We start from the raw sequence: 14,159 nt of genomic DNA on the forward strand, positions 1-14,159 counted from the left end.
GGGACATTGTCAGCAAGATTTTCAATATCATATGGTGACGCAGCAATGGCTTCTTTATAGCGCTCTAATAAGGTGTCAGCACGCGCTTCCCTGTGACTTTGAAAGTCAAAATCGAGTTTGATTATTGTCAGTGTTGTGAGGAGTAGCCCTAAACACGCTAGTGTATAGCCAGCTTGTAATGTCAGCAGCCAGTTTTCTTTTTCCGATTCACTCCAACGAGCAGTTGTTCAGGTAACAATACGTGGGTCATGAGGTGTTGAGAGAACAACACTTGTTGAATAGCTTGGCTCTCTTTAGGGTGATAGTACTCATTCCCCAAGTCATTACTTATTGTCGCCGCCAAGATATCGGTTTCTTCATCATGACTGGCGTCGTGAGTAAAGAAAAACCCCGAAACATCAATCCTTCACCGAGTTGATTAAGTCCGTATAGCCGATTTAACATTAACCAGAAGTTCTGTTTCAGTAGACCAAATTGAAATGGGGCACTGGCGATTGATTTTCGATAGTCGAGGTTAAGTTGCCCGGATAGTGCGTTGGTCATATTAGCTGTGAGTTGACCAATGAGGCTATCGTATGCGAAGTTATACCAGTCTGCATCAATGCCACCATGTTTTCTATAGGGCATCATTGCGCCAAATGCCTCCTCTCGTCTTGCATCATCAAAGCCGGAGAAGTACTGGCAGAAATCACTCACTGCACCACTTTGAGTAACGACAACATAGGTAGGAACCGATAATCCTAGAAGGCGATTAAGCTTTGTACAATCACTTTTAAGTTGATCAGAGCGTTGTTTAATTAGCGCTTTTTGCCCCAGTAACAATTCGGCATTAGTCGCTAAAAGCAAACCATTGATTGCTTGTCTTGGTCGCCATGTCATCAAGCACCTTATTAGGGTCTTAATATAGTCCGGATGCTGATCGTCCCCTTGGCTGATTGAAATAAGTATAGAGTGTTCACTTAGCCAAAATAAGATAGGAAACTCAATATCGTTACCAAATTCATCCAGTCGATAAGCTTCGTAACCCATTTGAGTGATGACACCTTTATCCTGTGTCGGCGCGTCGCTGTACCAAAGATACACCGGTAGGTCATAACGGCTCTGTAAACGCTTGTTGTTTTTTTGCACTTTAAGCATAGAAAAGAAGTGTTTCTTAAGCAGCATACAGCGATGGGTGACCAAGGCTTTACTCTTGTTTGATTCTTCATCCGTTTTATGTTGATTTTTTTGGCTTATCCAAAAAACGATAAGTCCCAGAACGGTAGAAAGCACGAGGCAAGTGATCACAGCAATGAGCAAGTAGCTGTTGAGCGCAGGCGTAAACCACAGCGCAGTTGTCATCACAAGGCACAAGATAAAACCGCTAGATAGCCCTTGAATAAGAGGCTTGTGGTTCTTTTTTGTCTTTGTCTTCTCATCTGACATGGGTAGATCTTCCTTGTAAAACGACGGCGAACGAACGAAGTGGTCGGCCTCTGTCACCTAGAATCGGTAGTAAGCTCATTAGTTTTGATCTGCTTGAGCGTTGGATTTCTTGCTTCGGACTAAAATGGCATCAATCTCTTGGTGCTGTTTCAGCCAATTCTTCGCATTATCTGCTTCGGCTTTAGAGCGGGTATCAATGACGACTCGAAAATACTGTTTATAGCCGTCCACTCGCGGTTGGTATTTACTTGCCGACAGGCTATGTATATATTTTTCTGCGTTCGTTTGAGTTGAAAACGTTGCCATTTGCACCAACCAGTTATGACTGTTGGCACTTTCGGTGGCGGGTAGATTCTTGTCAGTTGTAACTTTGGCAGTAGAAGCATCAGCAGAGCTAATATTGTTAGGAGTGATGTTACTAGCACTGGTTTTAACAGCTTTGGTATCAATCTTATTGGCGTCAATAGCGCCAGTAGATAACGACAGGTTTTGTTCTTGATCGGTTGCTGCTCCAACACGTGATGACGAGACAGGTAAGGTGTCAGAACGACTTGCTCTCACGGGAGGATTTGCCAAGTCATCATCGCTTGATATAAAAACAAGATCGTTAGCTTGGCCAGACACAATGTAACGCTGGCTGAATTCCGATAAGAAAGAGAAATCTCTCGCTCTTTGCGGCAAAGTCTTGTGGTACCAAAAATGGGTGAGGATTAGCGTCGATGCAATGAGAATTGTAAATAGTAACGTCGTGAGGGCGTAATATCGTTTACGACTTGGGCGGCGAGTTTTTGGGTGGGGAACTTTGGTCAGACAATGAACCCCATTTCCTTGTCTGTATTGACTCATGACTTGTTCTAGTTGGTAGATCATGCTTTTAAGCTGCTCTGAACCTTGAGAGTGGTATTGCCCTTTAAAGCCAACATTAAGAAATAGGTAGATCACTTCCAGAAGGTCGATCATTTTATTCGGTTGTCGCATTGCTTTATCGGTTACCGTAAAAAACAATTCTCCGCCATTTCTCATACCAAATAATTCACTAAGAAGTGTTTTATTCTCCCAGCTGCGCTTATCTCCCCAGTCGGTGTAAATGATGAACTCATCAAGAACCACTGCGAACAAAAAACAGAGTTTGTCTATGACGGCAACGGGATAGTTGAGATGGCTGCCTTTTTTTCAGTTCGCTTATTCTATGCGCTAATTGATTTCTGAGTTCTGCGATGTCTTCAGGTTCGGGAAGCGCATTAATCTTCAGTACAATACTTAACAACTCACTGCTAATGTTGATAAGTTGGTTCTCTGACTTGTCGAAATGCTTTAAAAACTCTGCCTGAGACGCATCCGGGCTGCGAAATTTTACTGCTTTATCGGCATTAACTTCTGCGTTTTTTTGGTTTGCGGTTTGATCCCAAATTAACGTCTTTTCATCCAAATACTCAAGCATCTCTTTACCTCAATGCATACAGGTGAACTTCAAGATCGGGAATACGAGCATCAACATGCAGCGCAAGCGCATCCCTTGTAGAGAGCATTTCTGTCCACGTATGGTCTGCGGTATTTAACTCGAAGTAAGAGGTCCCATGAACGGGCTTAAGTTCACTTGGTGCAACGGGAAGTGGTGATAGTTGTATACCAGAGAGCGCATTTTTTACTAGCTCGACAATGCGAGTATTGCTGCTGATTTTTGTCGCGGAAACAAAACTATTACTCAATTCGCTGGCACTTAATGACGATTTGACGCTGAGAATAAAGCGTCGTTCTTGTACTGAAATTGGGTCTTTGATTATGGTTCTCAGTAACCGTCGCTTTTCAAATAATGACGTATCCCACGTAAACTCAATCACGGAATCTTGCTGAACTAAAGTAAGCAAGTTCCTTAACGTCGCAAATAGTGGGCTAAAACTCACGTATAACTGATCAATTTTTAACTCGGCTGTTTCGGTTGCCGCTTGAGGGGACAAAGCGAGAAGTTCAGAGCGAAAACGGTTGAGTTGCAAATATAAATCATAGGTACTGAAGCGAGGGTTTTTAGAGGTGAGGTCAAACCAAGGCATCCAACTGTTGAGTGTTTGCAGCCATAAATAATCAATCATTAAAGATTGAGCACTTTTTTGTGATTGCCCTGCTTGAATCCGCTTGATTAGATTATGGTTTCGGCTCGCCAGAAGGGCATGCGTTTCTTTAATTTTGTCCGACAGGTAACGAGATGCTCCGTAGTGGAGGCATGACGGTATAAAAGCTCTATCCAGAATGACTTCGTTAGACTCTGTGCATTCGAGTATACGCGCGATAGGAATCACGGAGTGGCCTGAGCGGTCACTTTGCTCTGACAATAATTGAATGTTTAGCCTGGCTACATCAACTTCTAAACTTGTATTTTCCTCGCTAGCAGAGTCAAAAATATTAATCGACTTGGCGACATATCGTGATGACGATTTGTCATTTTCGCTGTAGTCGTTGTTGCCTAGTAATGCTAATGGTAAGGCAAGGTAGATGGTGTTTTCTATGGTGCCTACAGGAATATCAAGGGTGATTTCTTTGGTCAGATTAAATTGCGTACCATCCGGGAAAATCCCCGAACACTGTGTAATCGCAAGCTTGCCAATTTTTAGAAGGTCAGTATTCATGGAGAGTTCTGTTAGACCAAAATACGGAGCGAAATGCGATAGGGTTTCGACTGTTTTTCCAACGTAATGTTGGACATATCTATCCTGCTGCTGAAAGTGTTGAGGGGCAATGAACATGCCTTCTTTCCATACTACTTTTTTATGTGCGTCCACGAAAAATCCTTTTTAATGAGTGCGAACAACCGTTATAAATCATTCTTGGCTTAGAATATGTTCCACCAGCTCGATTCTGGCGCGACAATATCAAGCTCCACGTTCAAACCAGAAAGACGAATCATCAGACTGCTTTCTCCATCTGTGGGAACGGGAGTGATAGCTTTGGCATTGCTTTCTTGGTAGTTCGCATATTCGACTAAAGCGGCTAAATACTGAGTTTTCTTATTGATGTCTATGGTTGTGCTCGATTCGCTTGCTGGCAGAACGGGTGGAAGTATTTGTTTTACGACTAGGCTATTACCTAGCGCTTGGCGATCATTGTTATACAACGATATAAAGCTACTTTGCTCGAAGCTTTCTTTGCTCTCTAGCTGGTACAATCTAATCACAACAGGGTTGGCTTTATTTGAGCGATAAGGATTAATCGCATCATCGCTCACTGTCTTCAACGCATAACTGGTTGTGATTGGCGTTGGATCTGAAGAACATGCAGACAACAGAATGGCTAACGTTGCGCTTGCTATCGTTGGATATTTCATGATTTCTCTCCAGAGCGCTGCATGTTCTCAATGAAGAGCGCTTTAAAGTGGCGTCTAAATTCGCCGTTTTGTTGACGTCTTTCAAAATGCTTGCGATAAATTCGCCAATACCGTTTGTCTTTACTAACAAATAGACTTGAGCCCATATACTCATCGAACTGCGGCTCTAATTGTTGCGGAGAAAACTCGTCTAAGAAGGTATCAATAGTTTGTTCTAATGCGCTAAATAGAGCGTCGTGTTGAAAAGAAGGGTTTTGTAGCATGTCATGGTTTTTTTCAGATAGAGCAATTAACTGTTGAAGTGAACTGACAATATGATGGTTATCCTGATTGATAGGTAGCAATTCAACCGTATTGTTCTCAAGTTCACCATGATCAAGGGGTAGGGGCTCTAATGTCTTCTCGACCTCTTCAAATTTCGACAGTTCGTTTTCTGAAAAATCCTCGAAAGGATCAGAAGAGAAGGGATCATCTTGTAATACGTTTTCTGAAGAGTAATGCGGGCGTTGCTGAACTTTAGGTTGTGTTTCTCGACTAAACGATTCTAAAAAATCGGTGTCGTCATTGGCTAAATTCAGCGTAAACGTAGGCGTATCATTATCGTCGATTTCGGCTGACTGAGACGTTTGTGAAACGACCAGAGTACTAACCAAAAGGCTGTAGCCTTCTATGGTAATAATATCACCGTCATTAACGGCATAATCCGCCCCTTTCTGTAGCGCCTTAGCATTTAGAGATACACCATTATTGCTAGTATCTTTGAGAAAAAAACCGTCGGAAGTACGAGTGATTTCCGCGTGTTTTCTTGAAATTCGAGTTGTATGATCGGGCAACACAACACTGCAATCAGGTGAGCGTCCAATCGTACCACCGTCGGCTGGTAGGTGAACAACCCGAGACGTGACCGCCTCCTGATCAGGGATGGATACTAAATGTATACTGATGGTCATACTTAGCCCTTACATTTCTTAACGGCGGAGTTAAAACTGTCTAGAAAACCGGAATACTCATTTAAAAATTGATTAGAAAAATACACGCCCATTTGCTTAGTTTCCATGTGCTTCGAACGAAAGTAGTCTTTTGCTAGTCCGGCACTTTCTAGCGCATTGTCAAAAACCCGCTGATCTTCGAGGACAATATCAATTTCTCGACGTTTCAATAGTGTTAATAAAACTGTAGCATCTCTTGGCTGCTTAATGACGTTAAATCCATGTCTTTTAAGCCAAAACCATTTGTTTGAGCCAAATTTTGCAGAAAACTTCAAATTGAGCTTTGACAATTCGTTGATCGTTGGCTTAACGCCTGAGCCAAAGTACCAATTGATTGTTTGTTTCGCGATGGGCGCAGATAACGTTGCATATTCATTGCGCTCTTGGCTCTCGCTCGCAAGAAAAAAACCATGTTGCGCACCGCTTTGTACCCGAAGTTGTGCTTCAGACCAATTGGTCATCGTTAATTGATAGGGCTGACTTATTGAGCCAAGTGCGCATTTTACGGTATCAATTGCTAGCCCTTTCATTTCAGTATTTTGGTGAAACTGATAAGGGGCCCAGTCTTGGGTTGTTAGCATCAATCGAGATGGACCTATGGTCTTGGCATAGCTCGAAGAGATGGTAAATAGGCTGATAAACAACGCCATCAAGCATGCAAATGTGATGTCATTGAGAGATGGCCTAATTGTGTTGAACAACATCTATCTTCCTTGTAAACGCCATGTTAATCCTTACTTCCTTAAGGGAAATCCTTGTTGACTTGTTTGTTGAATAGGAGGGTGTCGCGCTTTATTCTTTTTGCGCTAACCGCACCATTGCGATCTCAACACCCATTATGACTTCAACATCTATTATGATCTCAACATCTATTATGTTCTCAATATCTATTATGCTCTCAACATCCATACTGTGCATGAATTGAGCTAAGCCTACGAGATGCTTAGCTCGAAGTTACTTCCTGATATACCTGTAACTTCCACATGATTGATGGTTTCGCTTCGACTCAAGCGTAATATGCATTCCTCTGCGAGCTTAGGCATGAGAGAGCGGTTAATAATTTGTTCTACGGCTCGTCCTCCCGTGGTTGGATCGCTGTTTTTGTTGATGACATAATCAACGAAACTCTCATCCCAGTGAAAGGTTGCTTGATATTGCTCGGCGAGTTTCTTCTTAATTCGATTAAGAGCAATTTCAGTGATTTTCGCCAGTTCGTTGTCGCTGAGTGGGTAATAGGGAACAATCGTAGTACGACCTAGGAAAGCGGGTTTGAAAAACCGCTGCAGTTCTGGACGGATTGTTTCCAATAGCACGGCGTTATCTAGCGTCTCTTCGCTGTCATCACAGGCGTCACAAATCGCTTGGTCTGCAGCGTTAGAGGTCATTATGATAATGGTGTTTTTAAAGTCTACCGTTCGTCCTTCGCTATCTTTAATACTCCCTTTATCAAAAATTTGGTAGAAAAGGTCATGCACACCGGGATGGGCTTTTTCCATTTCATCTAGCAGTAATACAGAGTAGGGGTTTCGACGAATAGCCTCGGTTAATACGCCGCCTTCACCGAAGCCTACGTATCCGGCTGGGCTTCCAAGCAGCATAGAAATCTTGTGTTCTTCTTTGAACTCAGTCATGTTGATCACGGTCAGATCGTTTGTGCCACCGTAAAGTTGCTCAGCAAGGGCCATGGCGGTCTCAGTTTTACCTACACCACTTGGTCCACACATAAGAAACACGCCAATAGGTTTACGATTATCAGTCAGACTTAGCTCTAGAGATCCGAATTGATTTTGCTAGCTCTTGTTTGGCCACGTTTTGCCCAATGACTCGTTGATCCAATTGCGATTCTAAACTTAGTAGCTTTTCTATTTCGTCACTGAGCATGGTGCCTACGGGAATACCCGTCCAGCTGCCAATGATTTCAGCGATGGTATTGGCATCTACTAGTGCTTGAACAAGTGGGGTTTCTCCTTGCAATGTTGATAAGTTCTCGCGTAGTGCAGAGAGATCGTGTTGTAACGTTGCGAGGTCGTTGCTATTGCCATCTTCTGCGATGATGTCTGTTTGAGTATCACTCAGTTCATCATCGCTTGATTGAACATTGCTAGTTTCGTCATTGACATCCTTGCCCCAATGCCCAATTTGAGTTTGTAGCGCTTTGATTTGGTCAACCAGGTCTACTTCTTTTAACCACTGGCTGTTAAGGCTTGTTAACTGCGCTTCATCCGCGTTAATTGAGGTCAGTAATGATGCGATTTCTTTTGAATCGCCACCAAACAAATCTTGTTCTTTTTGTCGCGCAACCAGTTCGTTTTTTTTGTATCGGATACGTTGTTCTAGCGATTCAATAAGTTCCGGCTTTGCGCCTTGTGTCAGTGCAATACGTGCACTGGCGGTGTCTAATAAGCTAATGGCTTTGTCGGGTAATTGACGAGAAGGAAGGTAACGAACAGACAGGTTGACCGATGCCTCAATTGCTGACTCGGTGATAAAAGCCCCGTGATGTGACTGCAGTGAATCCGCAACCCCACGTAACATTTGAATGGCATCCTCAGCGCTTGGCTCTTCAACCGTTACAAGCTGGAATCGGCGGGTGAGGGCTGGGTCTTTTTCAAAGTACTTTTTATACTCTGCCCATGTGGTTGCCGCGAGGGTTTTAAACTCTCCTCTGGCAAGTGCGGGTTTGAGTAAATTTGCCGCATCGTTTTGACCTGCGGCACCGCCCGCACCAATAAGGGTATGCGCTTCATCAATAAAGACGATAATCGGAGTTTCAGAATTTTTGACTTCGTTGATCACGTCTTTGAGTCGATTCTCAAATTCACCTTTAACGCTCGCCCCTGCTTGTAGCAAGCCTAAATCGAGAGAATGAAGCTGAACGCCTTGAATCGCGGAAGGGACATCGTCAGCTGCAATACGCAACGCTAGACCTTCTACCACCGCCGTTTTACCAACGCCCGGCTCACCAACGAAAATTGGATTATTCTGTCGCTTTCGACATAGGATATCGATAGCTTTGCGAACTTCACTATTTCGCCCGGAAATCGGATCAATTTTGCCATCGAGTGCTTGCTGGGTGAGGTTGATTGTATACTTGGACAATGCGTCACCTGAATCTGATGATGCTTGACCAGGGACGGAGCCTGCTTCTTTCGATACTTTAGTTTTAGTGATGAGCCCTTGCAGTGCTTGTGAAGAAACCTCACTTAAACTCGCCAGAGTGAGGGTGGACATGCCCATGACGTTTTGCTGCAGTAAACTTTGTATAAGGTGTAAGCTGATGATTTGCCCTTGCCCAAAATTGACAGATGCGATCATCCAAGCATCTTTAATCAGCTCTGTTAATTGCGGACTTAGCGTCGGTTGCCCCTCATTACCCTTTGGCAATCGTCCTACTTTAGTGGTGAGCTCATTGACCACTTTCTCCACATCTATATTTTGTGAGCGCCATAATTGAGTTAAGCCGTCATCTTTTTGAGAAATTAACTGTAATAGCCAGTGCTCTATCTCAATTGCGGGAACGCCTTGGTTCATTGCAGCGCCAGCTGAAATCTCAAGGGCTTGTTTGAGTTCCGGTGATAGCTTACTTATTAAGTTAGTTAACGTTACTTGCGCCATGAATCCTTCCTTGTGTTCCATTACTCTTGCGGATGTAAAAATGGTTCGTTTCAATAATAAATCAATGGTTCGTTTCAATAACAAATAGTTGTTTCAGTGTTTCTTCGTGCTTACATCGTGGATGCAGATGTTACTGCTCCACCGATAACCACTTCTATCTCAAGCGTATTTTGACTTTCTTGTCTGGATAGCGCGCGGGAGCAAGGCAATCCACTTCTCCTAACCTTGCAGCATTGTGATCATGATGACTGAGAATGGGTGAGCCTAAATATCGGCGTAGAATCAACAAGTACACCATGACGGGGGTATCGTCCTTGAGGTAGTGCCGTACGATATCTTTAACCGAATTGGCTAAGTGGTGATCGGAGCGTAATTGTTTTACTTGTATCCGGTTTTCTGGCTCGATATAAACCTGGATACCGCTATTGGGCACTTCACATTGACTGCCGAGTAGTAGGCCTTCTCCTAACGCATTGTTATTTCTTAGATGGGCAGACTTAGCAATAGTTGATTGAGCATTAACGGGTAGCTTTCTCTTTTCTGAATGCACGACGTCAACGTGAATTCTTAGTTCAAAATAGTCATTCAATATTTGTTTAAGTATTGTCACATTACGTGAGTTTTGACCGAATAGCAGGGTGTAACGAAACAGGGATTTGGCATGGCTGGGTAAGCCAGATATTTTCGCTAGACGGTCGTAAACATGGTTATCGTGTTCGTGTTGTAACAATAGCCAACGTTGAGTGCGTAAGGTGTATGTAATCTCGAAAAAACGGTGATTAAAAATATCTAAAAACGCTTGTAGTCCATTTTCTTCCTGATGTATTGAGGTCAACAGCTCCTCGTAGATATAGTCAGGAATCACCCCTTTTACACCTGAAAGGGCGGACATCGCGAGAGTCAGTTGAATACCAGTAAAGTCAGCGTTGACTGCATGAATTTCATGATTATCACCATCGGGCATTGGTGCCGCTTTATAATGAATGGATAACCGATTTTTTCCCGATGAATGGGAGTTGACCGCATTCAGTAACCTAACAGCTTGGGTAAAGTCAAAGGTATCTGGAGCACGGTACAGCGCATCAACTAATTGATGTCGTGGCAATGACGAGGCAGGAGGCATAAGCGCACGGTTTGTTGATGGAGTGATTGATGCCATCGAAATGACTCGCTTTACGGTCATGTTCTTTTGACTATTGTTGTTAGTACTTTTGCTCAAAGACATAACTGACCCCCATGCGCTTTTGGAAAGGTTATTCCACGGTGCTGTTTACCGTACTGACTAACGTGCAATTGAATATAGCGGTCAAAGCTACAAAACTGTTTGAAGAATTCGTTAAGAACGAGCGTAAAAGCGTGATGCGGCATGTCGGTATTTAGCTCAAGATAAATTTCAGTCCCGGGAACAAAAATATTTTTGTTGTGAACCCGAAGGGTGGAAACTTGAGTTTTGAAAGCGATGTTATGAATGCTGTTGATTTCGTCCAAATCCGTTGTGTCGCTAGAGAAAAGTTTAAACATATCTTTTATTTGCTTAGTTGGATCTTCACTACGAAGTAGCGAGTTAAAGTTACAACATAGCAACGCGATGACTTGACTTAGATTATCGTCATTGGCTTCCATTTCAACGGGGGCGGAAGGGGGATAAAGCAAGGTTAACTCCCCCGGCAAATCAATGTTTTCAAGTGAATCTAATTGACCAGATACACTGCAGGCTAATTTGCCGTTACTTGATAGTAAGCTGGCAACTAGAATTGCTTTTTCGCTTTGGTCATGAGTATGAGATACCACCAATTCGTATTGTTTATCTAGATCTTTTTTGGCTTCCCAATACATTGGGCTTTGGTTTATATCACTGCGCTTTTGGTGGTATTTTTCACCAAACATTGGGGTTAGAGTTTTGTCACCGTATGACGTGATTTGTCGTACAGATAACACGTCGATGATATCAATCGGTGAGTCGTCAAATGCGTCTGCCGCAATCGGGTAGGCTAACTTTCTCCCATCTAGATCAATAGGTTCACTGGTTTGAGTGAATAAATTTATGATGGGAACAACATTGAGTTTAATCACATCGGTATTGAATAAACGAAGAAACTCTGCGGGAATATCGCTCAGGAAAAAATTGATGAAGAGAGTACTATCGTTGATGGTGCTAATGGCTTGTTTAAATCCTACCAACTGGAAAAATTGTCGCTTCTCTTTGAAAAGAAAAAACTCGCGAATCATTTGGTAGCCATCAAATTGCTGGCCTTTTTGCGGTAGAAAGTGAAAAGAGGGATCGCAAACTCGATTGCTGAGTGCGGTTTGTTCCAACTGCGCGAGTGTATGACCTTGACTATCAGAAATAGAGATGGCTAAACCGTTAGCTAGGAGCATTTCGACGAGTGATTCTGCGTTATTAGCAAACCCTTTGACGAAAAAATCGAGCTCTTGGCTTTGTAGCGTGGAGAATAAAATATCGTCGTCGCCAGTAGACAACTTAATCTGTAGTAACCCATTCGCGAGTTCGGCTCGTTCTGGTTTGCTGATTGGGAATGGGGCGGTTGAGGCAATGACATCGTCAATATTAAATGGATTGATATGTAAGCGGTCGACAGTTTGAAATAAACATTCGTGTGAACCTATAGTCGACGCTAGACGACTGCCTTTAGGTAATTCGCTTAGCTCGGCTATTGGTTCGGCAGCGACAAGCTCTGCGTAGCCCACACTTGGCGTCGTTTGGTTAAGGGAAGGATAAATGACATTGATAATACTTTCGACAATGCTAGGGATCTGATTTTTTAGCGCCATTTCTGTTTTGGCATTAAGTAAGGCTACGCCATCTAAAAGGCGAGCGATACTGGGATCCTCAATTTGACCCTGATGAAGGTTAAGCGCTGAGGCAAACTGAGAATGCTCATCGGAATAGTGCCCTAATGCTCTCCTCAAAAAGGTCAATTCTCTTTCATAATAACGCAGCAATGGGTCAGTCATAGTCTTCCTCTGAGAGTTGAGCACTGAAATCACTGAGAGCGATTTTAGAATCAAAGATCAGCGTTTTTTTGCCTTTACTACTGGCGTAACGAGCAATAATGGTGAATAAGATAGCGTTGCATCCTTCGTGACGCTCGACCATCTCAACACTTACATCGGAGAGTCTTGGCTCAAAAGTGATTAACCAAGACTCCAAGCGTTTGGCCAGTTGGGCTTGGTCTAGATTGGCGTTGAGCAACTGTACATCAGTAATACCAAAAGCGTAGTTGGAACGACGGACCTCTTGGTAATAACTCGATATCGCCATAAGAGGCGCTTCGGATTCCAATAACTTGGTCAAATGATAGCGAATATCATCTAACTCGTTGTCGTTGCTGGTATGAGTAGGGCTAATAAATGCTTGATAGAAAGTCATTTCATCATCTCCCCAAGTTCCGTTGTTAGGACGACTTCGCCGTTGAAGTGATCAAACTGATATTGAGGAACGATTTTTAATGTGCAAGAAAAATGACCGGGGTTGGTGACGGACTCATTAATTGAAACATGAGCTTTGCTTAGGGGGTACTTTGCGAGGGTTTCTTCATTAGCGTAATTGACGTTACTTGAGAATTTCTCTATCCAATTGCGCAGAAATTGTTCGCACTCGCGAATGTCGGCAAAGCTACCAATCATCTCTCTTACTTGTACTTTCAGGTAGTGAGCGACGCGGCAACACATGAGTGTTGTCTGTAACTGGGCTAAGACTTTGTCGTTATCATTGTCGCTTGGTGCCCACACCGAGTTATTACCATTAAACAAAAGCTTGCCAGTGAGGTTATTGCGAGCAAGAGGAATAAACCCTTGATTGGAGTAGAACGTCGCTATTTTACCAAATAAATAGGCGTCACATTCATGATAGCTTTCCGTTCTCTCAGCGCCATTCCAACCAATGACTGAGCCCTGATCTTTATCATTCCAACGTGCTTTTAGGAAACCAAACCACCCAATTCTATGGTGCTCTCTCATGATAATTCCGAGGAAAGCAATGCACGCATTTCCCCAAAGGGTCTCGGTACTTTCCTGGTATAGAAAACCAGCCCGACGATGTGTGTAGCGTTCACGAAGTTTGATACTTGGCATGGCCAAACCTAGAAATCGAGCACTCGGCATCGCTCTAAGTTCTTGCCATGCAAGGTAGTCGGGGCTTTGAAGTATTTTTTTGATTCGGGTTGTATTCGTGAGCCAATCGGCGCCAATATCTGAGAAAAACTGTCGGTCAGGAGAGCTCAACATAGGGCATAAGGTTTGTTCGCCAAGTTGACTAATAAGACCAAGTGTATACATGTCATCGAAATCACTATTGATACTTAAATCAATGGAAATAGGGGCAGTAAATGCGATACAGCCAAATGGTTGTCCACCGAGTGTGTTCAACTCATGGTTACCAATAACGTTGAATAGTCGAGTTTGTTTAATGGAATAGGATTGGTTAAGGTCCTTAGAGACTTCTTGCCAATTCATGTCGAGCAATTTTAACTTTGTTCTTTGGCGGCTCACAGGCTGGTGGCAAAGGTACTGGATCTGTCTCCAGTTTGCCTCCAAAGACTGAAATTCTGAATGATGTAAAATAGTGTCGAGCTGTTTAGACAAGCGGGTATCAAGTTCTAAAATAAGCTGACTGATAACGGATATAATAGACCGATCTTTAACCAGATTATTTACCTCGTCGTCTGGAAGTAATTCGGAGATCAATAATATGGCATCACGTAAAAACGTATGCTCGGTATGATTTAAAGCATTAAACTTATTTTGCCAGTCTGATTTAAACATCGTCATCAACTACTACAGCAATTACA

General features: G+C 43.1%; 8 protein-coding genes and 3 pseudogenes. All 11 read right to left on the reverse strand.

Annotation, left to right across the window (positions count from 1 at the left end):
* Nucleotides 1-181 precede the first annotated feature (181 nt).
* Nucleotides 182-1,425 (reverse strand): annotated as a pseudogene (locus AC0L66_RS08585) (type VI secretion system protein).
* A 78-nt stretch (nt 1,426-1,503) separates the two neighbouring features.
* A pseudogene (gene icmH / locus AC0L66_RS08590) lies at nt 1,504-2,866 on the reverse strand (type IVB secretion system protein IcmH/DotU).
* 4 nt (nt 2,867-2,870) lie between these two features.
* Nucleotides 2,871-4,202: a type VI secretion system baseplate subunit TssK gene (gene tssK, locus AC0L66_RS08595; protein ID WP_473569132.1), complete on the reverse strand. Its 1,332-nt coding sequence runs from the start codon at nt 4,200-4,202 to the stop codon at nt 2,871-2,873.
* A 50-nt stretch (nt 4,203-4,252) separates the two neighbouring features.
* Complete coding sequence (gene tssJ / locus AC0L66_RS08600; protein WP_473569133.1) at nt 4,253-4,744, reverse strand: type VI secretion system lipoprotein TssJ; 492 nt, start codon at nt 4,742-4,744, stop codon at nt 4,253-4,255.
* Nucleotides 4,741-5,694: a type VI secretion system-associated FHA domain protein gene (locus tag AC0L66_RS08605; protein ID WP_473569135.1), complete on the reverse strand. Its 954-nt coding sequence runs from the start codon at nt 5,692-5,694 to the stop codon at nt 4,741-4,743. Before AC0L66_RS08605 ends, tssJ begins: the two co-directional genes overlap by 4 nt.
* Nucleotides 5,695-5,696: 2 nt before the next feature.
* Nucleotides 5,697-6,437 (reverse strand): type 2 periplasmic-binding domain-containing protein, encoded by a 741-nt coding sequence (locus AC0L66_RS08610; protein WP_473569136.1) that lies wholly within the window; start codon nt 6,435-6,437, stop codon nt 5,697-5,699.
* Between the two features lie 228 nt (nt 6,438-6,665).
* Nucleotides 6,666-9,348 (reverse strand): annotated as a pseudogene (tssH, locus tag AC0L66_RS08615) (type VI secretion system ATPase TssH).
* A gap of 154 nt (nt 9,349-9,502) precedes the next feature.
* Nucleotides 9,503-10,573 carry a type VI secretion system baseplate subunit TssG gene (locus AC0L66_RS08620; RefSeq protein ID WP_473569138.1) on the reverse strand — a complete coding sequence of 357 codons (1,071 nt, stop codon included), beginning with the start codon at nt 10,571-10,573 and terminating at the stop codon, nt 9,503-9,505.
* The gene (gene tssF / locus AC0L66_RS08625) at nt 10,564-12,324 is read right to left on the reverse strand and encodes a type VI secretion system baseplate subunit TssF (RefSeq protein WP_473569140.1); all 1,761 of its coding nucleotides are present in this window, start codon (nt 12,322-12,324) and stop codon (nt 10,564-10,566) included. The genes AC0L66_RS08620 and tssF overlap by 10 nt, the downstream gene beginning before the upstream one ends.
* Nucleotides 12,317-12,739 (reverse strand): GPW/gp25 family protein, encoded by a 423-nt coding sequence (locus AC0L66_RS08630; RefSeq protein ID WP_265673005.1) that lies wholly within the window; start codon nt 12,737-12,739, stop codon nt 12,317-12,319. The genes tssF and AC0L66_RS08630 overlap by 8 nt, the downstream gene beginning before the upstream one ends.
* On the reverse strand, nt 12,736-14,142 hold the full coding sequence (locus tag AC0L66_RS08635) for a type VI secretion system contractile sheath domain-containing protein (RefSeq protein WP_473569142.1): 1,407 nt from the start codon (nt 14,140-14,142) through the stop codon (nt 12,736-12,738). The genes AC0L66_RS08630 and AC0L66_RS08635 overlap by 4 nt, the downstream gene beginning before the upstream one ends.
* Nucleotides 14,143-14,159: the final 17 nt, after the last annotated feature.

Source organism: Vibrio sp. GJ43-1, from assembly GCF_055808835.1.

Bases quoted from the DNA above. Each gene is read 5' to 3' on its own strand.
- tssJ (WP_473569133.1), bottom strand. From the start codon at position 4,744: ATGAAATATCCAACGATAGCAAGCGCAACGTTAGCCATTCTGTTGTCT.
- AC0L66_RS08605 (WP_473569135.1), bottom strand. From the start codon at position 5,694: ATGACCATCAGTATACATTTAGTATCCATCCCTGATCAGGAGGCGGTC.
- AC0L66_RS08610 (WP_473569136.1), bottom strand. From the start codon at position 6,437: ATGTTGTTCAACACAATTAGGCCATCTCTCAATGACATCACATTTGCA.
- AC0L66_RS08620 (WP_473569138.1), bottom strand. From the start codon at position 10,573: ATGTCTTTGAGCAAAAGTACTAACAACAATAGTCAAAAGAACATGACC.
- tssF (WP_473569140.1), bottom strand. From the start codon at position 12,324: ATGACTGACCCATTGCTGCGTTATTATGAAAGAGAATTGACCTTTTTG.
- AC0L66_RS08630 (WP_265673005.1), bottom strand. From the start codon at position 12,739: ATGACTTTCTATCAAGCATTTATTAGCCCTACTCATACCAGCAACGAC.